This window comes from Pseudomonas sp. TH39(2020), assembly GCF_016650715.1.
GTDB classification, from domain to species: domain Bacteria; phylum Pseudomonadota; class Gammaproteobacteria; order Pseudomonadales; family Pseudomonadaceae; genus Aquipseudomonas; species Aquipseudomonas mandelii_C.
Map to the genome: position 1 here is coordinate 271,471 of NZ_JAEKFF010000008.1, position 25,943 is coordinate 297,413.

Annotated in this window: 25 protein-coding genes; 16 read left to right on the top strand and 9 right to left on the bottom strand. The window is 59.6% G+C overall.

Annotated features, from left to right (window positions below; all coding sequences use genetic code 11):
* Positions 1–8: 8 nt before the first annotated feature.
* Entirely contained in the window at positions 9–776 is a 768-nt protein-coding gene (gene glcC, locus JFU47_RS29530) for a transcriptional regulator GlcC (RefSeq protein ID WP_123368913.1), read from the bottom strand.
* A gap of 234 nt (positions 777–1,010) precedes the next feature.
* Here glcC and glcD point away from each other — a divergent pair, with 234 nt between their 5' ends.
* From glcD to yghX, 6 genes are all read left to right on the top strand, one after another.
* Positions 1,011–2,510, top strand: a complete 1,500-nt coding sequence (gene glcD / locus JFU47_RS29535) for a glycolate oxidase subunit GlcD (protein WP_201187701.1) — start codon at positions 1,011–1,013, stop codon at positions 2,508–2,510.
* Positions 2,510–3,574: a glycolate oxidase subunit GlcE gene (gene glcE, locus JFU47_RS29540; RefSeq protein WP_201187703.1), complete on the top strand. Its 1,065-nt coding sequence runs from the start codon at positions 2,510–2,512 to the stop codon at positions 3,572–3,574. Before glcD ends, glcE begins: the two co-directional genes overlap by 1 nt.
* Before the next feature lie 3 nt (positions 3,575–3,577).
* Positions 3,578–4,795 carry a glycolate oxidase subunit GlcF gene (gene glcF, locus JFU47_RS29545; protein WP_201187705.1) on the top strand — a complete coding sequence of 406 codons (1,218 nt, stop codon included), beginning with the start codon at positions 3,578–3,580 and terminating at the stop codon, positions 4,793–4,795.
* Between the two features lie 22 nt (positions 4,796–4,817).
* Positions 4,818–5,219 (top strand): heme-binding protein, encoded by a 402-nt coding sequence (locus JFU47_RS29550; RefSeq protein WP_008157093.1) that lies wholly within the window; start codon positions 4,818–4,820, stop codon positions 5,217–5,219.
* A 55-nt stretch (positions 5,220–5,274) separates the two neighbouring features.
* Positions 5,275–7,455: a malate synthase G gene (locus tag JFU47_RS29555; protein WP_201187707.1), complete on the top strand. Its 2,181-nt coding sequence runs from the start codon at positions 5,275–5,277 to the stop codon at positions 7,453–7,455.
* A 346-nt stretch (positions 7,456–7,801) separates the two neighbouring features.
* Positions 7,802–8,689, top strand: a complete 888-nt coding sequence (gene yghX / locus JFU47_RS29560; protein WP_201187709.1) for a YghX family hydrolase — start codon at positions 7,802–7,804, stop codon at positions 8,687–8,689.
* On the opposite strand, the gene mug is transcribed toward yghX, so the two are convergent.
* Positions 8,686–9,207 carry a G/U mismatch-specific DNA glycosylase gene (gene mug / locus JFU47_RS29565; RefSeq protein ID WP_201187710.1) on the bottom strand — a complete coding sequence of 174 codons (522 nt, stop codon included), beginning with the start codon at positions 9,205–9,207 and terminating at the stop codon, positions 8,686–8,688. The two genes, yghX and mug, sit on opposite strands and share 4 nt — an antisense overlap.
* 8 nt (positions 9,208–9,215) lie before the next feature.
* Positions 9,216–9,842, bottom strand: coding sequence for a TetR/AcrR family transcriptional regulator (locus JFU47_RS29570; protein ID WP_201187711.1), 627 nt, complete (start codon positions 9,840–9,842; stop codon positions 9,216–9,218).
* Positions 9,843–10,066: 224 nt separating this feature from the next.
* On the opposite strand from JFU47_RS29570, the gene JFU47_RS29575 reads away from it, so the two are divergent.
* The 5 genes from JFU47_RS29575 to JFU47_RS29595 all read left to right on the top strand — a co-directional run bounded on the left by JFU47_RS29575 (position 10,067) and on the right by JFU47_RS29595 (position 16,381).
* Positions 10,067–11,203: an HlyD family secretion protein gene (locus tag JFU47_RS29575; protein ID WP_201188523.1), complete on the top strand. Its 1,137-nt coding sequence runs from the start codon at positions 10,067–10,069 to the stop codon at positions 11,201–11,203.
* A complete protein-coding gene (locus JFU47_RS29580; RefSeq protein ID WP_201187712.1) occupies positions 11,203–12,687 on the top strand; it encodes a DHA2 family efflux MFS transporter permease subunit in 1,485 nt (494 codons plus the stop codon). Before JFU47_RS29575 ends, JFU47_RS29580 begins: the two co-directional genes overlap by 1 nt.
* Positions 12,688–12,706: 19 nt before the next feature.
* The gene (locus JFU47_RS29585) at positions 12,707–14,197 is read left to right on the top strand and encodes an efflux transporter outer membrane subunit (RefSeq protein WP_201187713.1); all 1,491 of its coding nucleotides are present in this window, start codon (positions 12,707–12,709) and stop codon (positions 14,195–14,197) included.
* Positions 14,198–14,220: 23 nt separating this feature from the next.
* Positions 14,221–15,171: an aldo/keto reductase gene (locus JFU47_RS29590; protein ID WP_201187714.1), complete on the top strand. Its 951-nt coding sequence runs from the start codon at positions 14,221–14,223 to the stop codon at positions 15,169–15,171.
* A gap of 271 nt (positions 15,172–15,442) precedes the next feature.
* Positions 15,443–16,381, top strand: a complete 939-nt coding sequence (locus tag JFU47_RS29595) for a LysR family transcriptional regulator (protein ID WP_201187716.1) — start codon at positions 15,443–15,445, stop codon at positions 16,379–16,381.
* A gap of 62 nt (positions 16,382–16,443) precedes the next feature.
* On the opposite strand, the gene JFU47_RS29600 is transcribed toward JFU47_RS29595, so the two are convergent.
* Entirely contained in the window at positions 16,444–16,716 is a 273-nt protein-coding gene (locus JFU47_RS29600; RefSeq protein ID WP_140681369.1) for a DUF2790 domain-containing protein, read from the bottom strand.
* A 238-nt stretch (positions 16,717–16,954) separates the two neighbouring features.
* Between JFU47_RS29600 and JFU47_RS29605 the strand changes: the two genes are divergently transcribed.
* Positions 16,955–17,407: a hypothetical protein gene (locus tag JFU47_RS29605; protein WP_201187718.1), complete on the top strand. Its 453-nt coding sequence runs from the start codon at positions 16,955–16,957 to the stop codon at positions 17,405–17,407.
* A 38-nt stretch (positions 17,408–17,445) separates the two neighbouring features.
* Here JFU47_RS29605 and JFU47_RS29610 read toward each other — a convergent pair whose 3' ends face one another.
* From JFU47_RS29610 to JFU47_RS29625, 4 genes are all read right to left on the bottom strand, one after another.
* Positions 17,446–17,982, bottom strand: coding sequence for a dihydrofolate reductase family protein (locus JFU47_RS29610; protein ID WP_201187720.1), 537 nt, complete (start codon positions 17,980–17,982; stop codon positions 17,446–17,448).
* A 136-nt stretch (positions 17,983–18,118) separates the two neighbouring features.
* Positions 18,119–19,096 carry a saccharopine dehydrogenase family protein gene (locus tag JFU47_RS29615; protein ID WP_201187723.1) on the bottom strand — a complete coding sequence of 326 codons (978 nt, stop codon included), beginning with the start codon at positions 19,094–19,096 and terminating at the stop codon, positions 18,119–18,121.
* Positions 19,093–19,494: a VOC family protein gene (locus JFU47_RS29620; protein ID WP_201187725.1), complete on the bottom strand. Its 402-nt coding sequence runs from the start codon at positions 19,492–19,494 to the stop codon at positions 19,093–19,095. The genes JFU47_RS29615 and JFU47_RS29620 overlap by 4 nt, the downstream gene beginning before the upstream one ends.
* A gap of 29 nt (positions 19,495–19,523) precedes the next feature.
* Positions 19,524–20,267, bottom strand: coding sequence for an SDR family NAD(P)-dependent oxidoreductase (locus tag JFU47_RS29625; protein ID WP_201187727.1), 744 nt, complete (start codon positions 20,265–20,267; stop codon positions 19,524–19,526).
* Positions 20,268–20,405: 138 nt separating this feature from the next.
* On the opposite strand from JFU47_RS29625, the gene JFU47_RS29630 reads away from it, so the two are divergent.
* Positions 20,406–21,299: an AraC family transcriptional regulator gene (locus tag JFU47_RS29630; protein WP_201187728.1), complete on the top strand. Its 894-nt coding sequence runs from the start codon at positions 20,406–20,408 to the stop codon at positions 21,297–21,299.
* 86 nt (positions 21,300–21,385) lie between these two features.
* Here JFU47_RS29630 and JFU47_RS29635 read toward each other — a convergent pair whose 3' ends face one another.
* Entirely contained in the window at positions 21,386–21,703 is a 318-nt protein-coding gene (locus JFU47_RS29635) for a carboxymuconolactone decarboxylase family protein (protein ID WP_123368894.1), read from the bottom strand.
* 212 nt (positions 21,704–21,915) lie between these two features.
* Between JFU47_RS29635 and JFU47_RS29640 the strand changes: the two genes are divergently transcribed.
* The 3 genes from JFU47_RS29640 to JFU47_RS29650 are packed head-to-tail and all read left to right on the top strand — an operon-like array spanning position 21,916 to position 25,855.
* Entirely contained in the window at positions 21,916–23,289 is a 1,374-nt protein-coding gene (locus JFU47_RS29640) for a glutamine synthetase family protein (RefSeq protein WP_123368893.1), read from the top strand.
* A 10-nt stretch (positions 23,290–23,299) separates the two neighbouring features.
* A complete protein-coding gene (locus JFU47_RS29645; protein ID WP_201187730.1) occupies positions 23,300–24,691 on the top strand; it encodes an aldehyde dehydrogenase family protein in 1,392 nt (463 codons plus the stop codon).
* 3 nt (positions 24,692–24,694) lie between these two features.
* The gene (locus JFU47_RS29650) at positions 24,695–25,855 is read left to right on the top strand and encodes an iron-containing alcohol dehydrogenase (RefSeq protein WP_140681355.1); all 1,161 of its coding nucleotides are present in this window, start codon (positions 24,695–24,697) and stop codon (positions 25,853–25,855) included.
* Positions 25,856–25,943 lie beyond the last annotated feature (88 nt).

The following is a 25,943-nucleotide window of genomic DNA, read 5'->3' on the forward strand; positions in this document are numbered from 1 at the left end:
CCCGGGCCTTACGCCCACCCCTCAAGTCGCAGCGTGGCCCTGACCAAACGTTGTTCCTCGCTTTCGATTTCCTTGAGGTTCTCGCAGATGCTCTGGATATGCGCGATGGCCGCCTTGCGCGCCTGTTCCGGCATACGGCCGGTGACGGCGTTGTAGAGCCGCGCATGTTGACGGTCGATCTGACGCTTTTGCGGTTCGCGGTGATAAAGGTTGTTGACCGAGGCAAACACCGTGTTGAGCAGTAAGTCCGTCAGCGAGCGCAAGGTCTGCACCAGCACCGGGTTGTGCGAGGCCTCACAAATCGCCAGGTGGAACGCGTGATCGAGCCGGGCGTGTTCGGACGCCTCCAGCGAACGGCTATGGGCGTTGAGTAACGCCTCGTAGCTGCGGGTGATGAGGACGAAATCGGCGTCGGTTCCGCGCAATGCCGCCAGACGTGCGGACTCGCCTTCGAGCAGGCTGCGGACTTCGAACAAATCGTAAAGCGTGCGGGGTTGTGAGCTGAACAAGTGCATCAGCGGTGACGCGGCACCGTGTCCCGAAAGATCGGCAACAAATGAACCTTTGCCCTGCTCTGTCTTGATAATCCCGCGAGCGCGCAACAGCTTGAGGCCCTCGCGAAGTGCCGTGCGGGAAACGCCAAGCTTTTCGGTCAGACGACGCTCCGAGGGCAACAGCTGCCCGGTCTTGAGCACCCCGTCCACGATCAGCCGTTCGATGCGTTCACAGACCACGTCTGCGACTTGTGGATTACGGCTCGTTTCTGCCCTTTCCATCGACTCTCCAACTGGTATGACCAGTCTCACTGCCAAAAACACAAATATTCAAACACAAGCATAAACTTATGTTTTTAAAACACTTTTTTGAACAAATAAAAAACCATCGAATAAAAAACTGGTTCGACCAGCCAAACAACACATAGACAGTAGAACGCCTCAGGCCAATGATGCAAGTCAGTGGTAAACGGACACAGACCTCCTATAAAAACAACTGAGGGTCGTCAACCGACTATGAACATTCTTTACGATGAGCGCGTCGACGGCGTCTTGCCTGATGTCGACAGAGCTGCCTTGCTACAGGCCCTGCAAACACAGTGGCCGGATCTGGAAGTCCTGCATCAACAGGAAGAGCTCAAACCGTACGAATGCGACGGACTTTCTGCTTACCGCACCACGCCCATGCTGGTGGTGCTGCCGCGCCACATCGACGAGGTGCAAGGCGTGCTTCGGCTCTGCCATGAACGGCAGGTCGCGGTGGTCGCCCGAGGTGCCGGCACGGGTTTGTCCGGCGGTGCATTGCCGCTGGAAAAAGGCGTGCTGCTGGTGATGGCGCGCTTCAACAACATTCTGCACATCGACGCTGCCGCCCGTACGGCTCGGGTTCAGCCGGGGGTGCGCAATCTGGCGATTTCCCAGGCTGCAGCGCCGTTTGGTTTGTATTACGCGCCGGACCCTTCCTCGCAGATCGCCTGTTCTATCGGCGGTAATGTGGCGGAAAACGCCGGTGGCGTGCATTGCCTGAAGTACGGGCTGACCGTGCATAACCTGCTCAAGGTCGACATCCTCACCGTCGACGGCGAACACCTGACCCTGGGCTCGCAAGCGCTCGACTCTCCGGGCTTCGATCTGCTGGCGTTGTTCACCGGTTCCGAAGGCATGCTCGGTGTCATCACCGAGGTCACGGTCAAACTGCTGCCCAAACCCCAGACCGCCAAAGTGCTGCTGGCGGCGTTCGATTCCGTCGAGAAGGCCGGCCGCGCGGTGGGTGACATTATTGCCGCCGGCATCATCCCCGGCGGTCTGGAGATGATGGACAACCTGGCCATTCGCGCCGCCGAAGACTTCATCCACGCTGGCTATCCGGTCGACGCCGAAGCCATTCTGCTGTGTGAGCTCGATGGCGTTGAAGCCGACGTTCATGATGACTGCGACCGCGTGCGCCAGGTGCTGGAACAGGCCGGCGCCACCGAAGTACGCCAGGCCCGCGACGAAGCCGAACGCGTGCGCTTCTGGGCCGGACGCAAGAATGCCTTTCCGGCGGTGGGCCGTCTCTCACCGGATTATTACTGCATGGACGGGACGATCCCGCGCCGCGAGCTGCCCGGCGTGCTGCACGCGATTGCCGCGTTGTCGGCCGAGTATGACCTGCGGGTGGCCAACGTTTTCCACGCCGGAGACGGCAACATGCACCCGCTGATTCTGTTCGATGCCAATCAACCGGGCGAACTCGATCGCGCCGAAGCCCTGGGCGGCAAGATCCTCGAATTGTGCGTGAAGGTCGGCGGCAGCATTACCGGTGAACACGGCGTGGGCCGGGAGAAAATCAATCAGATGTGTGCGCAGTTCAATAGCGACGAATTGACCGTGTTCCATGCCATCAAAGCCGCCTTCGATCCGAGTGGTTTGCTCAACCCCGGCAAGAACATTCCGACGCTGCACCGCTGCGCCGAGTTCGGTGCCATGCACGTTCATTTGGGTCAGATGCCCTTCCCTGAACTGGAGCGTTTCTGATGCGCAGCAAACACGATATCGACGACAGCGCCTCGCTGCTGGAGCAGGTCAACCAGGCGCTGCAAAACGCCACGCCGTTGCGCATTCAAGGCGCCAACAGCAAGGCGTTTCTTGGACGCATCGTGGCGGGCGAAGTGCTCGACACGCGCAGCCACCGAGGCATCGTCAGCTACGACCCGACCGAGCTGGTGATCACCGCCCGCTGCGGCACTCCGCTGGCAGAACTGGCTGAAGTGCTGGACGCAGCGCAGCAGATGTTGCCCTGCGAACCGCCCTCCTTCGGCGACGGCGCGACTGTCGGCGGCATGATCGCCAGCGGACTGTCGGGACCACGGCGCCCCTGGTCCGGGTCCGTCAGGGACTTCGTCCTCGGGACACGGGTCATCACCGGTCATGGCAAGCATTTACGCTTCGGTGGCGAAGTCATGAAAAACGTCGCCGGCTACGATCTGTCGCGCTTGATGGCCGGCAGTTATGGCTCGCTCGGCGTGGTCACCGAAGTCTCGCTCAAGGTCCTGCCCAAGCCGCGTCAAGTTTTAAGCATCAGCCTGGACATGGACAACGATCGCGCCTTGCTGCGCCTCGCCGAATGGGGCCAGCAACCGTTGCCGATCAGTGCTGCGTGCCATGACGGGCAACGCCTGCACCTTCGACTTGAGGGTGGCGAAGGCTCGGTGGCGGCGGCTCATGACCGGCTCGGCGGCGAGTTGCTGGACGCTTCATATTGGAATGATCTCAACGAGCATCGATTGAGCTTCTTCGATGAGGACCAGGCACTTTGGCGCCTGTCCGTCCCTCACAACACGCCTCGGCTTTCCTTGCCTGGTCGTCAGCTGCTCGATTGGGGCGGTGCGCAGCGCTGGCTAAAATCTGACGCAGAGGCAGCGTTCATTCGCTCGATCGTGGAAGAAGTCGGCGGGCATGTGACCTGCTACACCCATGGCCTGATCGACAGCCCGTTTCAACCGTTGCCTGACGCATTGATGCGCTACCACCGGAACTTGAAGCAACAACTCGATCCCCGGGGCATCTTCAACCCCGGGCGCCTGTACGCGGAGCTTTGACCCATGCAGACCACCTTAAGCGAACACGCCCGCCAACTGCCCCGCGCCGAAGAAGCCGAAAGCATCCTGCGTACCTGCGTGCACTGCGGTTTCTGCAATGCCACCTGCCCGACCTATCAATTGCTGGGCGATGAACTGGATGGACCGCGGGGCCGTATTTACCTGATCAAGCAGGTGCTGGAGGGCAACGAAGTCACGCAAAAGACCCAACAGCACCTGGATCGCTGCCTGTCGTGTCGTAACTGCGAAACCACCTGCCCTTCCGGCGTCGACTACCACAACTTGCTGGACATCGGCCGGGCGGTGGTCGATGCGGCGGTGCCGCGCCCACTCGGTCAGCGCTTGTTGCGCGAAGGACTGCGCAGCGTTGTACCCAATCCGGCGCTGTTCAAAGGGCTGGTCAGCAGCGGCCAGGTGTTCCGGGCGTTGTTGCCCAACACCTTGCAGATAAAGTTGCCTCGCCGCATCTATCCGGCCAAGCCGCGCCCGGTCACTCGCCACGCCCGGCAGGTGCTGATGCTCGAAGGCTGCGTGCAACCGAGCCTGTCACCCAATACCAACGCGGCCGCCGCGCGGGTACTGGATCGACTGGGGATCAGCGTGACGGCAGCTCGCGAAGCCGGTTGCTGCGGCGCCGTGGATTATCACCTCGACGCTCAGGCGGCTGGCCTGGATCGCGCCCGCCGCAATATCGATGCGTGGTGGCCAAGCATTGAAAACGGTGCCGAAGCCATCGTGCAAACCGCCAGCGGTTGCGGTGCCTTCATCAAGGACTATGGTCACCTGCTCAGCACCGACCCGGCCTATGCCGAGAAGGCGAAAAAGGTCAGTGCACTGGCCAAGGATCTGGTCGAGGTGTTGCGCGATGAGCCGATGGAAAAACTCGGTATCCACAGCGACCAGCGCCTGGCCTTCCATTGCCCCTGCACCTTGCAGCACGCGCAGAAACTGGGCGGCGCGGTTGAAGCGATTCTGACCAGTCTGGGCTTCAACCTCACGCCGGTTGCCGACAGTCACCTGTGCTGCGGCTCGGCGGGCACCTATTCGCTGACCCAACCCGAACTGTCCCGGCAACTGCGCGACAACAAGCTCAATGCGCTGGAAAGCGGACATCCCGAAGTCATTGTCACGGCCAATATCGGCTGTCAGTCCCACCTCGACGGTGCGGGCCGAACCCCTGTCAGGCACTGGATCGAATTGGTCGAAGCCGCGTTGCCTTAACCGACCCCCGGAGAATCCCCCCATGAAAAGCAAAGCCGTACTGAGCCAGACCGAAGTCAGCCAAATCCTCGCGGCTGCACGCACCGAAGCACAGAACAACCAATGGGCCGTGACCATCGTGATTGTCGATGACGGCGGCCATCCTCTGGCCCTCGAACGCCTAGACGGTTGCGCTCCGATTGGCGCCTACATCGCCACCGAAAAGGCCCGCACCTCGGCCCTGGGTCGGCGTGAGTCGAAAGGCTATGAAGAAATGGTTAACGGCGGCCGCCATGCCTTTTTGTCGGCGCCCTTGCTGACGTCCCTTGAAGGCGGCGTGCCGATCATCGTCGACGGTCAGGTGATCGGCGCGGTCGGGGTGTCCGGTGTCAAAGCCGAGCAGGACGCGCAGGTGGCCAAGGCCGGGGCGCAATGCCTGAACTGAATTGAGCCGGGCGCCGTTCAGCGCTCGATAACACTGTGTGATGGAGATGCAAAAAGTGACCGAATTCGTGAACTGCCAAGGCCTCAAGGTCGCGCCTGTCTTGCAACGTTTCGTTGATCTGGACGTGCTGCCGGGAACCGGCCTGGCCCCTCAAGCGTTCTGGGGTGGTTTCGCCGCACTGGTGCATGAACTGGCGCCGATTAACCGCGCGCTGCTGGCCGAACGGGATCGCCTGCAAACCGAACTGGACACCTGGCACCGCGCCCATCCGGGTCCGGTGACGGACATGCCGGCCTATCGCAACTTCCTGAGCGGTATTGGTTACCTGCAACCGCAACCCGCAGACGTCAAGGTCAGCACCGCCAACGTCGATACGGAAATCAGTGTCCAGGCCGGACCGCAACTGGTCGTCCCGGCCGTCAATGCGCGTTATGCGCTGAATGCCGCGAATGCGCGCTGGGGATCGCTGTACGACGCACTGTACGGCACCGATGTGATTTCCAATGACGGCGGCGCCGAACCGGGCCGGACATACAACCCGGTGCGCGGGGCGAAAGTCATCGCGTTTGCCCGTGGTTTCCTGGATCAGGCGTTCCCTTTGAGCAGCGGTTTCCATGCCGAGGTGGCGCGCTACCGGATCGACAACGGCACACTGCAAGCCACGTTGAATGACGGCAGCCAAACCGGTTTATCGAACGCCGCGCAGTACATCGGCTACCAGGGTTCGCCCGCTGATCCCACGGCCATTCTGCTGAAAAACAACGATCTGCACGTCGAGATTCAGATCGATCGGCAGAGCGTTATCGGTCAGGCCGACGCCGCTGGGGTCAAGGACCTGCTGATTGAAGCAGCCCTCTCGACCATCATTGATTGTGAGGACTCGGTCGCGGCCGTCGACGCCGATGACAAGGTGCAGGTGTACCGCAACTGGCTGGGCTTGATGAAGGGCGACCTGAAAGAGGACCTGGAGAAAAACGGTAAAACCATCACACGACAGCTGAACCCGGACCGCGAGTACACCGCAGCCGATGGCAACTCACTGTCGCTGCACGGGCGTTCGTTGCTGTTCATCCGCAACGTCGGACACCTGATGACCAGCCCGGCGATTCTCGACAACGGCGGACTGGAAATCCCGGAAGGCATTCTCGACGGCGTCATCACCAGCCTGATTGCCCTGCATGACCTGCAACGCCGCGGCAATTCCCGCACCGGTAGCGTCTACATCGTCAAACCGAAAATGCACGGCCCCGCCGAAGTGGCCTTCGCCGAGCAGTTGTTCAGCCGCATCGAAGACCTGCTCCAACTCGAACGTCATACGTTGAAAATGGGCATCATGGACGAGGAACGGCGCACCAGCGTCAACCTCAAAGCCTGCATCGCCGTAGCTTCCTCACGGGTCGCATTCATTAACACCGGTTTCCTGGATCGCACCGGTGACGAGATGCACACCGCCATGGAAGCGGGCGCGATGCTGCGCAAGGGCGACATGAAAAACACCCCGTGGATCGAGGCCTATGAGCGCAACAACGTACTCGTCGGTCTGGACTGTGGATTGCGTGGGCGAGCGCAGATCGGCAAAGGCATGTGGGCCATGCCGGACCGGATGGCCGATATGCTCAAACAAAAAGTCGCCCACCCCAAAGCGGGCGCGAACACGGCATGGGTGCCCTCGCCGACCGCCGCCACCTTGCACGCGCTGCATTACCATCAGGTCAACGTGCGCTCGGTGCAGGCGTCCCTTGAAACAACGGACTTCGGCGGCGCCAGCCCGGCACTTCTGGACGGTTTGCTCAGCGTGCCGGTCGTCACCGCCCCGTCCTGGTCGGCCGATGAGATTCGGCAGGAAGTCGAGAACAACGCGCAAGGTTTGCTGGGGTATGTGGTGCGTTGGGTCGAGCAAGGCATTGGCTGCTCGAAGGTGCCCGACATCCATAACGTAGGGTTGATGGAGGATCGCGCGACCTTGCGCATATCCAGCCAACACATGGCCAACTGGCTGCGACACGGGGTGATCACCCAGGACCAGACCGTCGAGATTTTGCAGCGCATGGCGCGGGTCGTTGATCAGCAGAACGCCGGTGATCCGATCTACACGCCAATGGCGCCGGACTTCGAGCAGTCGGTTGCATTTCAAGCGGCCTGCGCACTGGTGTTCGAGGGATGCACACAACCCAATGGTTACACCGAACCGCTGCTGCATAAATTCCGGCGCGTGTATAAGCAGTCGAGGGCGTAAACCGAGGGAACAAAAGAAGAGGCCGGAGCCTAATGCCAGTCAGTTAAGCCGTAACGCGATCTGTAGCAGCTGCCGAGCCCGCGAGGCTGCGTTCGGCTGCGTAGCAGTCGTGAATCCGGCTGACGCGGTATGCCTGACGTACCGCAATTACTGATATTACGACTGCTTCGCAGCCGAACGCAGCCTCGCGGGCTCGGCAGCTGCTACAAGAGTGTCGCGGCTGAAATTGCTTAACTGACCAGCATTAGGCTCCGGCCTCTTTTTTTGTGAACGGCTACGCTCGACAGGTATCGCCCACCCTGTCCAACCAACAAAGCAATCGACCCGCTCAAGAGGAAGCGCACAGATGACCCGTCTCACTGCGAAAGACTTTGCTCCGGAACTGCTCGAACTGTACGACTACTACGCCCACGGCAAGATCAACCGGCGAGAGTTTCTGGATCGGGCGGCGTTGTTCACCTTGGGTGGTTTGACCGCCAGCGCGCTCCTCGCCGCACTGAGTCCGAATTATGCGCTCGCCGAGCAGGTTGAATTTACTGACCCGGACATTGTTGCCGAATACATCACCTATCCCTCCCCCAAGGGCAATGGGCAAGTCCGTGGCTATCTGGTGCGCCCGGCGAAAGCCACCGGCAAGGTGCCGGCGGTGGTGGTCGTGCATGAAAATCGCGGGCTCAACCCTTACATCGAAGATGTCGCGCGGCGTGTGGCCAAGGCAGGCTTCATCGCTCTCGCCCCCGATGGCCTGACGTCGGTGGGCGGCTATCCCGGCAACGATGACAAAGGCAGGGAGCTGCAGGCGACCGTCGACCCGGAAAAGCTCATGAATGACTTTTTCGCCGCCATCGAGTGGCTGATGAAGCATGACGCGACCAGCGGAAAAGTTGGCATCACCGGGTTCTGCTACGGCGGTGGCGTCGTCAATGCGGCGGCCGTGGCTTATCCGGAACTGGGGGCCGCCGTGTCCTTTTATGGCCGCCAGCCAGAGTCCAAGGATGTCGCCCGAATCAAGGCGCCGGTGATGCTTCACTACGGCGAATTGGATACCCGCATCAACGAAGGCTGGCCCGCCTATGAGAAGGCACTGAAAGCTGCGGGCAAGACCTATGAGGCGTACATCTATCCCGGCGCCAACCACGGTTTCCATAACGACTCCACGCCTCGATACGACGAGGCCGCGGCCAAGCTGGCCTGGGACCGGACGTTGGGGTGGTTTCGGCGGTACCTGGCTTAAGGGTGAGGTTGCTCGCCTGTTGCCAAATAGAGTTGGCGGTACGCGCCCACCAGTTGATCAAGGGTGAACGCGCGATTTCGCCCGCTAGGATTGGGCAAGATCCATACCAAAGCATTGCCGAAGGTCTTCGACTGAAGGCCCCACGCAATATCTCGTTGGCCGGATAGCGCGCAATACGCCGCTTTACCGAGGAACGCCACAAAGCGCGGCGCATAGCGTGTGATCTTTTGTTCAAAGTCCGCAGCGGCAGCGATGAATTCATGGGCAGACAGCTGATCCGCTCGCGCCGTCGGCCGTTCCACCACGGCCGTTAATCCACACTGATACTGCAAGATCGTCCGATCGTTTTCCGGGCGCACCTCCTCAGGCGTAAACCCGGCGAGATGCAGCGTGCGCCAGAAGCGATTGCCCCTGCCCGCAAAATGATGGCCTTGGGCAGCGGCAGTCACGCCTGGGTTGATGCCACAAAAAATCACGGCTAGCTGTTCGGCAAGAATATCGTCGAGTCCTTCAGTCACCGTAAACCTCACCCACCGCAAATCACGTTGACCGCACTGCGTGCAAGCTCGGTCAATTCAGCGCGGGATTTACCCGCTCGCGCACGTACGGAAATGCTATGCAGCAGGGATGATGCAAGTACGGCAAGGGCGGCCGGGTCGGCATCGCTTTTCAACTCGCCGGAATTGATGGCCGCTCGCAGACGCGTTTCGAGATCGGCATCGAGCCTGCTGAGCCGGTCCGACAGCACGTCTCGAATTTCAGCATCCTCGACGGCTTCGGTCGTCGCCGTACCGATCGCAAAGCAACCACGCGGCTGGCCGTCACCCGAGAAGTAGATCGACAACTGCCCTTCATAAAACCGCATCAACGCCTGGCTCAAGGTCAGTTCGTTGTCCGTCAGCGCCTCCTGCATGGCCGCAGCGGCAAACTCCCAATACTGCTCCAGCGCCTTGATATAGAGCGCGTGCTTGTCACCGAATGCCGCATAGAGGCTTGGTCGATTCATGCCGGCCGCCGTGGCGATGCTATCGAGAGAAGCGCCGGAATATCCGGTACTCCAGAAAACATCAAGCGCCTGCAGCAGCGCTGTTTGCGGGTCATACGCACGAGGGCGGCCGCGGCCTTTCGCCTCTGTAATCTTTTTTTGTGCCATATCGTACAAAATCCTTGAATGAAGGTGGGCTCGGGGATATTCTTACACCATCGCACAAAATTAAGGAACCAGAAATTCCTTGGTTTGCAGGTTTGTTGTAGCGGAGCTCGAACTGGGTATTGCGGCGACGAAATTGATGCGGTGGAGCGATCCTCCTGACCGCGCACGGTATGGCTGTTTTTTTGGGTGTTAGCCCTATTTCCCGGTTATAGGTGTATCCGATCATGACTAAACAGTTTGACATCCCAGCTACACAGACCTTCGATCGCCCAGGGCCGAACCCGTCTGACTCGCCCATCAAGAAGCCGTTTAAAGAGAAATTACGGCCATTCCTGATGGTGGGTTTACCTCTCCTTTTCGCTGCGGTTGGGTACGCCCACTATGTGGCGGGCGAGCCCTTTGTTTCGACCGATAACGCTTACGCCCGAGTGGCGAAGGCATCGATCAACGCGCGCATTTCCGGGCAAGTTGTCGAGATCGCAGTCGAGGACAACCAGCCTGTTCACAAGGGCCAGATTCTGTTTCGGATCGACCCGAAACCGCTGCAGATCGCGGTTGACCGTGCACAAGCACAGCTGAGCGTCGCGCGGCTGCGCATCGATGGCCTCAAGGCCAGCTACCGCCAGCAACAGGCTGAACTGCAATCGGCTAAAGAGTCGGCCGATTTCGACCAGCGGGATTTTGCCCGCAAGAAGGCGCTGGTCGCTACAGAGTTTGTCTCGCGCTCGATTTACGAGCGCGCCGACACTGACGTTAAAGTTGCCCGGCAACGAATCGCATCGGTCGAACAACAGATCGCCAGTACGGTCGTTGCCTTGAACGGCAATCCAAATATCGAATCCGATAGCCACCCGTCGGTTCGCGAGGCCAAGGCTCAGCTCGACGAGGCGCAGCTGTATCTCTCGTACGCAACGGTGTATGCGCCGGACGATGGCATTGTGGCCAAGGTCGACGATTTGCAGGTGGGCAACTATGTGAGCAACGGCGCGCCAGCCTTTGCGCTGCTGTCCGATCGCGAGATCTGGGTAGAGGCCAACTTTCGCGAAACCGACGTGACCCACATGCGTCCAGGCCAGGAAGCGACCATCAGTATCGATACCTATCCTGATCACATCTTCAAGGCCCACGTGACCAGCATGAGCCCCGGTGCCGGGTCGGACTTCGCCCTGCTGCCGCCGGAAAATGCGACCGGCAACTGGGTCAAGGTTGTCCAGCGGGTACCGGTCCGACTCGAACTCGACGAGGTGAACCCTGCCCTGCCCCTTTTCTCGGGCACCAGCGCCACGGTCAAGGTTGATACCGGGTATCGCACGCCTTGGTGGCATCCGCTCAAGGCGCTGTTGACCGCAGGTAACTTGTGATGAACGCCAATCATGCCGGACCTCAAGGTGCGGGAACATTAAGGTTCGCCGCGTTGCTCGCCACCTATATGCAGTCGGCGAGCCTGCCGCTTCCTAATGCGGTACTCAGGTTGATTCAGGGCAGTCTGTCGATGACCGACGACCAGGCTGGCTGGATATTCACCTCGTACCTCGCGGCGAGCGCCATCACTATGCCGATTGCGCAATGGCTCGCCGGGCGCTATGGCTTGAAGCGGGTTTATCAAGCCGCGTTGGCCTTCTTCGTCCTTGGCTTGATGCTCGCGACGCAGGCAACGACGCCGCTGGAATTCATTGGCGCGCGCATTGTTCAAGGCCTGGCGAGTGGCGTGCTGGCACCGCTGTCGATGGCGATTTCGCTGGAGACATTGCCACTCGAGAAGCGTGCGAAATTTGGCGCAACGTGGACGGCCATCGTGCTGCTCGGCATTGTCAGCGGCCCGAGCATCGGCGGTTGGCTCGGCGAACATTTCGGATGGCGCCCGATCTTCTACATCAGCCTTCCGCTGTCGGCGTTTATCTTCCTGGTGATGGCGCTTTTGCTGGCCGAGAAAAAGGCCGAGAAACGTCCGTCGTTCGACTTCTTTGGTTTCGGCAGCTTCACGCTGGGTTTGATCAGCCTGCAAATGATGCTTGACCGCGGTGAGCGCCTGGACTGGTTTTCCTCGACCGAGATCTGGCTGGAAGCAATGGGCTGTGCACTGGGGCTCTACCTGTTCGCTGTGCATGTGCTGACCGCGAAGGTCCATTTCCTCAACAAGCGTTTGTTCAACGACCGCAACTTCGTGCTCTCGACGGTCATCTTTTTCGCTGTGGGTTTTGTGCTGTTGTCGACCATGGCGCTGACCTCGCCGATGCTCGACGAGATTCTCGGCTACCCGCCTGACACCACGGGTTCCCTGACGATTCCGCGCGGGATCGGGCTGGTCGGTGCGTTCCTGTTGATGAGCCGTGTTCCCGAGCGTTTCGACCGTCGGCTGTTCGTGGCGGCAGGCGTCGCCGTGGTGATTTATGCCAACTGGCTGATGCTCGGCTATTCGCCGTTGATGGACTGGTCGCCCGTGGCTGTGGCGGGTGCGATCCAGGGGATTGGCATCGGCATGCTGATGCCGTCGCTGACCAAGGTCGCGTTCAGCACGCTCGACCCGACGTTACGCCCGGAAGGCACCGGTCTGTTCAACCTGTCACGGGTGTACGGCAGCACCCTGGGCGTTGCGATTGTGCAGCTGTTCTTCTTCAACAATACGCAAGCGATGCACATGGCGCTGGGCAGCAACCTGACACCGTATCGCGCCGCTGCGCATTCCGCGCCGACGTCCCTGCAAGCACTGGCGGGGCTCAACGAAATGATCACCGGCCAGGCAGCTTTTATCGCGGTGATCGACCAGTTCAAGATTTTGATGTTCGCGATGCTGGTGGTCAGCCCACTGGTTATCTTTCTTCGTAAGCCCGTTGCGACCAACTAGTTTTCGTGGAGTTTGCCAAATGAAATCCCATGCGCTCTTCATCAATAGACAGATGTTCAAAACCACGTTCGGTGCAATGTCGGCGCTTGCATTCCTGACCGCCTGTACCGTCGGCCCTGACTATCAAATGCAGCCACCGAGCCTGTCGCAGCACTACGATCAACAGGCCGAGCAGCGTCTCGGCCAAGGCGGCAACACGCCCGGTGAACAGCACATTGACCTGGGCAAGAAGGCCAATGGTGACTGGTGGTCTGCGTTTCGTTCGCCGAAGCTCGACAAGCTTGTGCGTCGCGCCATTGACGGCAATCTTGAGCTCGTAGCGGCAGATGCGACGATCCGGCAAGCGGCTTCCTTCGTCGCTGCGGCGGAAGGAGCGCTGTATCCGCAGGTCGACTTTGGCGCCCAGGCTGGCCGCCAACGGGTGCACAACGCGAAAGAACCTTCCATCTCAAACTTCTATGCAATCGGGCCACGGGTTGGCTTCGACCTTGACGTTTTCGGCGGTAACAAGCGGCAGGTCGAACAACAGCAAGCGTTTACCGATCTGCAGAAGCATCGCTACGAAGCGGCGTACCTGACCCTGACGGGCGATGTCGCGAGCCAGGCGTTGTTGCTGGCCTCGGCCAACGCGCAGATGGCCGCCGTCGAGAAGCTGCTCGCCAATGACGCCAAGAACCTCGAACTGGTGCGCATGGCGCACGCCAATGGCAGCACCACGCAGATTGATGTTTCACTGGCCGAGACGCGGCTCGCTCAGGACCGCACGCTGTTGCCGCCCCTCGCCCAGCAGCGCGACTCGGCACGCCACGCACTGTCGATTCTGACGGGCAAAGGCCCGGCTGACTGGATCGCACCTGACTTCACGCTCGCCGAGTTTGCCTTGCCGGCAAACGTGCCCGTCAGTCTGCCCTCTGAAATGGCCCACGACCGGCCGGACGTACGGCAAGCAGAGGCAGAACTGCACATGGCCAGCGCCGCGGTTGGCGTGGCGACAGCCAACCTCTATCCGCATGTCGAACTGTCCGCGTCGCTTGCACAGGCGGCTTCAGGCAACGGCGGCGCCGCCCTCTGGGGCTTCGCTGCCGGGCTCACAGCGCCCATCTTCAATGGCGGAACGCTGAAAGCTGAACGTCAGGCCGCCGTCGATGGCTACAAGGCAACCCTCGCCGGCTACCAGCAAACGGTCATTAGTTCGTTCGGTCAGGTCGCAGACACCTTGCAGGCGATCAATCATGACGCCGAGGAAAACCTGGCGCAGGAGGATGCGTTACGAGCGGCGGAAACGAGCTTTCGGTTGAACCAACAAGCTTACGCGCAAGGCGAGAACAGCATTCTCCAGGTGCTGGAGGCGGAACGTGCTTATGAGCAAGCGTTGCTGGGTCAAGTCAGAGTGAAGACCGCGCAGTACCTCGACACGGTGCGGTTGTACGTGGCACTCGGCGGTAATTCCGTCGGTGTGTTTGAGCAACGACTGGCCAGTCGCGAAGACCAGAAACCTTCCTATCAGTAGCCCCAGACATTGGAGTAAAAGATATGCCTTACGAATCCTTTCACGATGCACTTCGCGATACCCGATTCCCTCTGATACACGGGTCGGGTGAGATGCCGGCCGTTGGCTTTGGCACGTTGTTCAAGGATCTCAGCGTCACAACGCAAGCGGTCAAGGCTGCGCTGGAAGCAGGATTTCGCCACTTTGATTGTGCAGAACGTTATCGCAATGAAGAACAAGTCGGCATTGCCCTGAAGGAAGTTATTGAGGCGGGTAAGGTCCAGCGCGACGACGTGTTCATTACCACGAAACTGTGGAACACCAACCATCGCCCCGAGCGGGTCGAACCTGCGTTTGAGGCCAGTTGCCGACGACTTCAAGTCGATTACATCGATTGCTATCTGATCCATACGCCCTTTGCCTTTAAACCCGGTGATGATCAGGACCCAAGAGACATACACGGTCGAGTCATCTACGATTCAGGCGTGAAGTTAATAGAGACTTGGCGCGCGATGGAGCGCCTGGTGGATGAAGGCCGCTGTAAGTCCATCGGCTTGTCTGATATCACGTTGGAGCGTTTACAAGAGATTGTGGCCGTGGCCCGGATAAAACCCGCCGTCGTGCAGGTCGAGTCCCACCCTTATCTGCCTGAATGGGACCTGCTTGAGTTTTGTCAGCAACATGGAATTATTGTTCTTGCGTTTGCGCCACTCGGCCACGGCATGGAGCCGAACGTACTGGAAGACTCTGTGATTACAGGGATCGCCAAGCGTATACAGAAGACTCCGGCGCAAGTGGCACTGGCCTGGTCTGTCCAGCGGGGCGTCGCTTTCCTGACCACGTCTGCGACGCCGAGCCACATTCGGGAAAACATTGATATTTCTACCCTGCCGCACAGGGCCATGCGTGAAATTCAGGACGATATTACGACCAGGATTCGCTTCAACTCAGTCGTGGAAACCGGTGTACCTGGATTTATTCCACGGAAAAAGTAATACACCACGAGGGCTAATGCCAATCAGTTAAGGAACGACAAAATCCGTAGCAGCTGGCGAAGCCTGCGTTCGGCTGCGCAGCAGTCGTGAAATCAGACGATGCGGTGTTTCAGGAAGACCGCAAACTCAGGTTTTACGACTGCTGCGCAGCCGAACGCAGGCTTCGCCAGCTGCTACGGATCGCGTTTTGGCTTAACTGATCGGAATTAACCACCAGGGCGGTCTGTTTGCAGGGCCGCCCTCTTTATCCATACCCCTTGAGGTGGAAACGATGGACGTTTTCCAAACCATGCGTTTTTTTGTGGCGGTCGCTCAGAGTGGCAGCTTTACGGCAGCGGCTGGCGTGTTGGACACCACCACAACGAACGTTTCCAAAGCGGTCTCCAGCCTGGAGGCCAGGCTTCAAACACGCCTGATTAACCGGACGACCCGACGTCTGGCATTGACCGAAGCAGGTCTGCGCTATTTGCAGCGATGCGAAAATATTCTGGACGAGGTCCGTGAAGCGGAGGAGGAAGCGGGTACCGCTCACATCATGCCCGTTGGCAGGCTCAAGATTCACGCGATGGGAGCCATTGGTAATCATTACGTGATCGATGCCATTGCCAAATATAGAGAGACTCATCCCTCGGTCATGTTTGATTTGACACTGACTAATCGGCTACCTGACTTGCTGGAGGAAGGCTATGACATGTCGATTGTTTTAGCCCGGGACTTGCCCGATTCTGGATTTGTAGCGCAGCGGCTCGGCATCACTTACAGCATTCTCTGCGCTTCGCCAGCGTACCTGAAGAAACGCGGACACCCCGATTCTCCAGGGGCTCTTGGCTCACATGATTGTTTGAGAATTGTTAATACGATAATGCCGGCAGGAAACTGGGTATTTGAGGGGCCCGAAGGCGTGGAGACCGTCAACATTCCACTGTCTCCCTTTCACGTCAACACCGCCGATGCCATGACCGTCGCCATAACGAATGGGATGGGCATCGGTATTCAGCCTATTGCTTCTGCAGTCGACGGCCTCAGGGCCGGCACGTTGGTGCGCGTATTGCCCGAGTATCATTTTGAAGAATTCAATTTATTTGCAATATACCCATCACGAAAATTCGTGGATGCAAAAATAAAGACATGGGTGGAGTTTCTTAAAAGTCATATTCCAGGCATGTTGGCCACCGATGAAAAAATCGTCGGCTTACGCAGACAACGATAACAACTTTAACAGTGCCGGCGCTGCAGGTATGGAGTGTCGACCCTCCATCTTCCACACACGACTCAACCATTTGAACAGCCAGTTCCCATGACTTGATACTGCAGGACATGCCGTTGACCGTGAGAGTCTTCATACGTCATTTGCGCCGGGACTGGCCCGCACTGGTCAGGAATATCTGTCACCGCAATGACTTTCTGGATATCCAGTTTCGTGTCGTAAGTGTACGTTTCAACAGGCGTCTTGCTGTCCGCGGCAGTTGAATGGCTCTCGCCTGCAAAGGCCTGTGTACCTAAAACGCCGAGCGCAAGAAACATCGCAAGTTTTGAGATTTTCATCGTATTCACCCTATCGTCAAAAGTTAACCTCGTGAGCGAGTTGACACTGACTCTGTTTGCTCACTGGGTAGAGACGATGCTAGGTGTTTACCTCTCCCTCAAACAGCAGCCCACGGGACAAACACTGTTGCCGGATTCCGCATGAATGGAGGATTTCGCACAGGCAACACCAGGAAGACGATTAATGAGCTATACCCGCTAATCTCCCATTGCAGTTATTCAACGCAGGAGGTTGGCAATGAAGCGCAGAAACTCACTTGCAGCGCTAATGGTCACCGCAAGCCTTTTTGGCTGCACCACTTCATCAAACCATGGCGAGAGCGTTACTTTGGTTGCCACGCGGCAGAACACCGGTCAGATCGGCAATGTAACGTTGGCCGACTGGGGCAAAGAAACCGGGTTCAGTTTCTTCATCAGTGGTGCGCCAAGCGGAGCGTCTCTGCCCTTGCGCCTCTACACCTTCATCAATAAAGGCAGCTGCCAGCAACCCGGGCCAGTCGCCTACGCAATGAATGATCATGTCACCACCGAACGCCAGGCCATACGCGGCTGGGCTTTCTCTAGAAGCGCTCCTGTCGCACTGCCGGTCCTGCTTTCCGGTGAGTACTCCATCGTCGTTCGAAGTGCACCGGACAGTGGCAACATCGATATTTTTTGCGGAGATATCAAACAGAAAGGCTCGGGGAAATAGCCTCGCTTTGACCTGCCCGCGTCTTCATCTCGGGCAGGTCATGGGGCCAGCCGATAGGTGGATTGCACCAGCCCCGAAGGAAAGCTACGGCTGGATACCAGTCTCAAATCAATGTCCTTTAACAACGCACCGAACAGCGGCCTTCCCGACCCGATCAACACAGGAACAGTGGTGATGACCATATCGGCAATGAGCCCTTCACGCAGGAATGACTGCACCAGCCGCCCGCCATCGACATAAATCCGGCGCACATTCTGCCCCGCCAGTTCCTCGACCAGGTCCTTTGGCGAAAGGTTGGAGAATTGAACCCTGTCCTGCAGCGCCTCGGGCACGGGTGTATCGGCCAGCTGTTTAGAAAGCACCCGTACGGGGCGGTCATAGGGCCATGTGTCGAGGGTCAGCACCTTTTCATAGCTCCCTCGCCCCATCACGATCATATCGATGTCGGCGATAAAGGCTGCGTAGCCGTGATCCTCGGTCGGATCATCGCGCTGTAACAGCCACTCAATGTCGCCATCTTGCCGGGCGATGAAACCATCCAGGCTTATGGCGATGAAAACGTGTGCGGTGATCATCGTACGCTCCCTATTTATTCGCGATATACCATTATCAGAACAAAGACCAAACACAAAGCTCACCCTGAACGGAGCTGATGTTAATGATGCTGCCCGTTGAACTCAGCAGCATCACGTCGGAGAGCGTTGTCGCACCCTAAAAATCTGTGATTGTCGAACCTGCAATCGTCTGCGCGAATCCGACGCCAAACACCCGCGCAGGCGTTTCAAAGCCTGGTCGCCGATCACCGTTCAGCACCCGGCGCGCAGCCTCCACAGCTGCCAACGGTGTGTAGGTGTAGCCGTTGACGGTCTCGATCACTGAACGCGCACGTGTGCCATCAGCGCCAATGACTTCAGCCACAGCACGGGCGCGATGAGCCTCTCGCTGCTCAGCACTTGGGCCGTCGGGCAGTTGTGACAGATCGCCTTCAGGGAAAGCGTCGCCGGTGATGTTCACAAACATGGCGATATTGGGAATGCCGGTGGAGTGCCAGCCGGTGACCAGGTCACCGAAGGACAGCGGCGCGCACAGTGCCGGGCCGTCACCAAAATCGAAGTGCCGGGGCTGCGCATCGGGTGTTGCAACCAGTAGCCCATCAACCCGCGCCAAGAGGCCCGCGCCAACGATCTCGCTGACACTTAAGGCCGATCCCCGCGACATGGCGCCAGCGACTTGTAGCGCAACGCTTAGTGACTTCGGATTCTGCACACGGCGAGCAACATGCATCGCCAGGCAGTCTGTCGGCACCACGTCCCAGCCGACCCCGGGCAAGAGCATGACACCCGCCTCGGCTGCCTGAGCGCCACGCCGTTCCGCCAGCCGATAGACATTTATCTCGGCCGTGATGTCCAGATAGTCGACCCCGGCCTTGATACAGGCCTGCATCAAGGCGTCTGCCGTCTGCGCGAAAGGCCCTGCGAAATTCAGCAGCACGCCAATGCCTTCCAGGGATTCAGCGGCCTGGGCATCAGGGATGAACACTCGATAAGGCACGTCGAGTCGCGCAGCGAGAGACTCCAGCCTTGCGCCATTGCGGCCAGCGATCACAACGTCCAGCCCCCGTGCTTTGGCATGTTCGGTTGCCATGCGACCGGTATAGCCTGTCGCCCCGTAGATCATTAGTTTTTTCATTGGGCGTGCTGCCAGTTTTTGTAGACGAATTCGAGGCTGTAACCGTCCGGGTCAAGGACATTGGCGGCGTAATAATTCGGGTCGTAATGCAGACGTGCGCCAGGCGCACCGTTGTCGATAGCACCATTGTCCATTGCTGCCGCGTAAGCTGCGTCGACCTCGGCCTTGCTGTTCGCCACGAAGCCGACATGAACCGCCCGCCCCTCCACAACACCCTCGCGCAACCAGAAAAACACCCGGCCATTGGCACCGAAGCCCTTGAGATCCGGGTGGCCCGGCGGGCCGTCCTTGCCGTCGTAATCAAGCCGGCCGGTAATGCCAAGCGGGGTCAGAGTCGCGGTGTAGAAACGGATGGAACGATCAACGTCGCTTACCGAGATAAAAATATGATCAAGCATTGTGATCGCCTCGCTTTTCAGGTGCTGATTCAGATGAAATACCCGCCCGCGACTTCGATCGTCTGAGCATTGATCCAGCCTCCTTCTTCGGACAGCAGCATGGCGATAACGCGAGCGACATCCTCCGGCTCGCCCACCCGACCAAGGGCGGTTTGCGACGCGAGCTGCGCCTCGAATTCGTCATTCAATCCGCCGCCCAGTTCGGTGCGAATAGCCCCCGGTGAGACGGCATTGGCCCGGATACGCCGAGGGCCGAACTCCTTGGCCATGTAACGGGTCAGCACGTCGAGTCCGCCCTTGAAAGCTGCATAAGGCGCGACACCCGCAGTGGCCACGCGGGTCGTGGCGCTGGTCAGGTTGACGATGCTGGCGCCCTCTCCCATCAACGGCAGCAACGCTTGAGTCAGGAAAAACGGGCCTTTGAGGTGGACGTTCAACAAGTCGTCAAACTGCGCCTCGGTGACCGATTCCAGGGGATTGAACAAGCCATGGCCCGCGTTGTTCACCAGCCCGCCGAGGGTTGCCACACCCCAGGTTGCCTGCAAAGTCAGTTGCACCGTTTCTCTGAAACTGTCGAACCGCTTCACATCAGCGACGTCCAGCTCAAGCGCGACAGCCTTGCCACCCGATGCCTGGATACGCTGGACGACAGCGTTTGCTGAATCAGCATTGCTCTTGTAGGTCAGGATGACCCCGATACCGCGCCGGGCGCAGTGTTCGGCGGTACTGGCGCCGATGCCTCGGCTGCCTCCGGTAATGACGATAACGCTCATTCGCTGCTCCAGGAACACTGTGATGAGTCACCACAGTAACTATCGCCGTTGCCACGAGCGCAGCCGTTCCTGCTCCAATCCTGCCTGTTTCTGCTTTTTGCTTGCCTGGGCGTATCAGCCTGAGTTCAGATGTTCCCCATGACAAACCAACTGAATGAACTTCGTGCGCTGGCTGCCCGGGCCGAGAACCGCCGCACGGAGACAGGCATCCCCCGCGTCGCCATGGTCCAGGGCGAAATCCCTGAGCACCTGCTGGCCGCGGTTTACGAGCCGATGATCAACCTGATCCTGCAAGGCAGTAAATCAATGACCATCGGCGACCGCACGCTTCACTATGACCCGGCGACCTATTTCGTCATGTCCATCGAATTGCCTGCGGTCGGTCAAGTACACCCTGCCTCTTCCGGTGAGCCTTATCTGGCAGTCAGCCTGACACTCGACCCGGCGGTCCTGGCGACGCTGCTGGCGGATCTGCCAAAGCCCATCGGGCATTACGACAAGGAAGCAGGTTTTTCGGTAGCCGCTGTCACACCCGACCTGATGGACGCCTGGGTGCGGTTGCTGCGTTTGATGGGCCGACCGGAGGACATTGCGGCCCTGGCACCTGCCTACGAACGGGAGATTCTGTACCGTGTTTTGCAAGGGCCCCACGGCTGGATGCTGCGTGATATTGCGGCACCCGATAGCGCCATGGCTCGGGTCAGCCTGGCCATCCAGTACATTCGTCGGGACTTCGCCAAGCCCATCCGTGTGGAGACACTGGCGCAACAAGCGGCGATGAGCGTGTCGGCCTTTCACAGGCACTTCAAAGCCGTCACGGCGCTGAGTCCGTTGCAGTATCAAAAAAGGGTTCGCTTGCTTCAGGCCCGGACGCTGCTGGTGGCCAATGCCAAAAGTGTCACCCATGCAGCGTTCGAGGTCGGTTATGAAAGCGCTACGCAATTCAGCCGCGATTACGCACGGGTGTTCGGCTTGCCGCCCTCACGAGATGCCGCGCGGATTGTTGGAGAAACCCTGGGCCAGAGAAAATAGCTGAAAAATGACTGCCGAAGTGTAAAGGAGCCCACCCCGTTGCTTAGGGTCAAGGCGACCGGTGCCCTGTCTTTCAGCGAACTCGTTCACGTCTCAATCACATCGTCCGCCCAACTGATAGCCGCAACGACGGTGGGGAAACCGATCGTGCTGGTCAGGGAGATCAGCGTGTGACGGATCTGCTCTGGCGTGGCGCCCGCCTCCAGTGCCCGTCGGGTATGACTGTGCACCGCGCCCTCAGAACGGATGGCCGCCGCGGCGCCGAGCTGGATCAGCTGGACAACGATTTCTTCCAGTGGGCCGGTATGACGCACCGCCGTACCCAAGGCCTCCACTGCGGCCAGGTAATCCGGGTACTGCTGTTCGAGACGTTCGTAGGTGTTGTGTTCTCTCTTCTTTGCCATCGTTGTGTCCTCGCGTTGGAAAGGCAGTCAGTCTCGCCTTTACGCCCGATTCATCAGGCTTGGCCCTGGGAAACTTGCACTGTGCAGCAGTAGGCTACGCTTACAGCAGCTTATTGCACACGATGCTCGCGTCTGCAGGTTTTGGGTTGTTCTGGAGAGCGTCTGCAACAGCTATTTCAGACAGGCCCAAACAATTCACGCAGGACTACGTGATGACCGAGCCCCTCCTCAGTTTTGATCAACTCAAGCGTGCCGCCGCCTCCGGCGAGATCGATACCGTTCTTGTCTGCATGGTCGACATGCAAGGCCGACTGGTCGGCAAACGATTCCAGGTCGAGTTTTTCATCGACAGCGGCCATGAAGAAACCCACTGCTGCAATTACCTGCTGGCCGACGACATCGACATGGAACCGGTGCCGGGTTACGCCGCGGCCAGCTGGAGCAAAGGCTATGGCGACTTTGTGCTCAAACCCGACATGGCCACGTTGCGACGGGTGCCCTGGCTTGAGTGCACGGCACTGGTGCTCTGCGATGTGCTCGATCATCACCATCGGCGCGACCTGCCGCACAGCCCGCGGGCGATCCTGAAAAAGCAGATTGAGCGACTGCGCGAGCGCGGCTACACCGGCATGTTCGCCTCGGAACTGGAGTTCTATCTGTTCGACGAGAGCTACGAGGCCATCCACGAGCGCAACTACCACAAGCCGAAAACGGCCGGTCACTACATCGAGGACTACAACATCCTGCAGACCACCCGCGAAGAGCCGGTGCTGCGGGCGATTCGCAAGCATCTGCAGGCCAGCGGCATTCCCGTGGAAAATTCCAAGGGTGAATGGGGGCCGGGCCAGGAAGAGATCAACATCCGTTATGCCGATGCCCTGACCATGGCCGACCACCACGTCATCATCAAGCACGCCTGCAAAGAGATCGCGCAACTGCAAGGCAAGGCGATCACGTTCATGGCCAAGTGGCGCTATGACGCCGCCGGCTCCAGCAGCCACATTCACAATTCGCTGTGGGACAAGAACGGTAAAAAGCCGCTGTTCTTCGACACCAAGGCGGAGTTCGGCATGTCGAAACTCATGCGCTCCTGGGTGGCCGGGCAGCTTAAATACGCCAACGACATCACCTGTTTTCTCGCGCCCTACATCAATTCGTACAAGCGCTTTCAGGCCGGCACCTTTGCCCCGACCCGGGCGGTGTGGAGTCGGGACAATCGCACCGCTGGTTTCCGTTTGTGCGCAGAAGGCAGCAAAGCCATCCGCATCGAATGTCGCATCGGCGGCGCCGACCTCAACCCTTATCTGGCCTTCGCCGCCTTGATCGCTGCGGGACTGGCCGGTATCGACGAGAAGCTCAGCCTCGCGCCGCCCTTTGAGGGCGATGCCTACGTCGACGAACACTTGCCTGAAGTATCGAAGACCCTGCGCGAAGCCTGCGCCGCACTCCAGGGCTCGACCATGTTGCGCGAGGCGTTCGGCGATGAAGTGATCGACCACTACGTGCATACCGCTGAATGGGAGCAGAAAGAGTACGACCGGCGGATCACCGACTGGGAACTGCAGCGCGGGTTTGAGCGTTATTGAGACTTCCATCATGACTTCAACGATTCAACTCATCTCCCCGGTCGATGGCCGGGTCTATGCCGAACGCCGCTGCGCCGATGCGGCGCAAATCGACCAGGCTCTGGCGGCGGCCGAAGCGGCCCAAGCGCAATGGAAACGCCGGCCACTGAGCGAACGCGCCGCCTTCTGTAGCGCCGCGGTGGACGCGATGCTGGCCATGAAGGCCGACATCGTGCCGGAACTGGCCTGGCAGATGGGCCGCCCGGTGCGCTTTGGTGCTGGCGAACTGCGCGGTTTCGAAGAGCGAGCCCGGCATATGATCGCCATTGCACCTGAAGCGTTGGCAGCGCTTGAGCCCACGCCCGTCGCCGGTTTTCGACGCTGCATCAAGCGCGAACCGCTGGGTACGGTATTGGTCGTCGCCCCCTGGAATTACCCCTATCTAACGGCAGTGAATACGATCATTCCGGCGCTGATGGCCGGCAACAGCGTCATCCTCAAACACGCGTCGCAAACGTTGCTGGTGGGTGAACGGTTCGCCGAGGCCTTTCGCCGCGCCCATCTGCCCGAAGGATTGTTCCAAAACCTGCTGCTGAGTCATCTCTATACCGGAGCGATCATTTCCTCTGGACGCGTGCAGCAGGTGAACTTCACCGGCTCGGTCGAAGGCGGTAAATCCATGGAACACGCGGCCGTCGGAAACTTCCTCGGCGTGGGCCTGGAACTCGGAGGCAAAGACCCGGCCTACGTACGGGCAGACGCCAATCTCGACCATGCAGTGGAAAACCTGGTGGATGGCAGCTTCTTCAATTCCGGGCAGAGCTGTTGCGCCGTCGAGCGAATCTATGTCGATAGCAAAATTTACCCGGCCTTTGTCGAGCGCTTCGTTTCTTTGACCCGTCAATACGTGCTGGGCAATCCGCTGGACGAGGCCACCACGCTCGGCCCGCTGGTCACACCGAACGCCGCTGATTTCGTTCGTGGTCAGATCGCCGACGCACTGACACAGGGCGCTCGGGCGCTGATCGATCCAAAGGATTTTCCTGCCGACGCACCGGGCAGCGCCTACCTCGCGCCGCAGGTATTAGTCGACGTCACCCATCAAATGTCGGTGATGCGCGAGGAAAGCTTTGGCCCGGTGGTCGGCATCATGCCGGTGGCCAGCGACGACGAAGCCATTGCCTTGATGAACGACAGTGAGTTCGGGCTCAGCGCGTCCATCTGGACACAAGACCTTGCCGCCGCAGAGCGCCTGGGCAACGAGATCGACACCGGCACCGTATTCATGAACCGCTGCGATTACCTGGACCCGGCCCTGGCCTGGACCGGGGTGAAGAACAGCGGGCGCGGCGTCACGCTGTCGCGCCTGGGTTATGAACATCTGACCCGAGCGAAATCCTTCCATTTGCGCCACGAGATCTGAGCCATGAGCCTGACCGCGAACTGGAACTACCCCACAAGCATCCGCTTCGGTGTCGGCCGCATCGCCGAGCTTGCCGAGATCTGCCGCAGCCAAGGAATCCAGCGACCGTTGCTGGTCACCGACAGTGGCCTGGCGCGAGCCCCGATCACCGCCGCAGCGCTGGACGCCTTGCGCGCCGCCGGCCTTGGCGTCGCGCTGTTTTGCGACCTTAAACCCAATCCGGTGGAAGCCAACCTGGCGGGCGGGCTCGACGCCTGGCGAGCCGGCAAACACGATGGCGTAGTCGCCTTCGGCGGCGGCAGTGGCCTGGACATGGGCAAGCTCATCGCCTTCATGAGCGGCCAAACCCGACCGGTGTGGGATTTCGAAGACATCGGCGACTACTGGACCCGCGCCGACGAGGGCAGCATCGCCCCGATCATTGCGGTGCCGACCACGGCGGGTACCGGCTCCGAGGTGGGCCGTGCCGCGGTGATCATCGATGAGCGTACGCACACCAAACGCATCATCTTCCACCCGAAGATGATGCCGCGCGTGGTCATCAGCGACCCGGCCCTCACCGTCGGCATGCCGGCCAAGGTCACTGCTGGCACCGGCATGGATGCGTTTGCGCATTGCCTGGAATCGTATTGCGCCCCCGGCTTTCACCCCATGGCCGAAGGGATTGCGGTGGAAGGTATGCGCCTGGTCGCCAATTCGCTGGTGCGAGCCGTACACACACCCTCGGACCTGGAGGCGCGAGCGGAAATGCTCGCGGCAGCCGCGATGGGCGCTACCGCCTTTCAGAAAGGCCTGGGCGGGATGCACGCCCTCTCACATCCGGTGGGCGCCCTGTACGACACCCATCACGGCATGACCAACGCCACGTTCATGCCCTATGTCCTGAAATTCAATCGCCCGGCCATCGAGGAACGCATCACCCGCCTCGCCGCTTATTTGCGTCTGCCCTCTCCCGGCTTCGACAGTTTTCTGGCCTTCGTCCTCAAGTTGCGCAAGGACATCGGCGTGCCCCATACGCTGGTTGAGTTGGGGGTGGATGATCGGCAGGCCGACCTGATTGCGGACATGGCGATTGTCGACCCTTGCGCCGGCGGCAACCCGTTGCCATTGACCCGAAATGGCGCGGCTGAAATTTTCGAAGCGGCGTACCACGGGCGTCTGTAGAGCAGTTGTCTGTCCATGGCCAAGGCGCGAACGCGCAGCATGGACGGGGTTTATCCGTTAGAAACAGGAGCAGTACGACAAGGGGTTG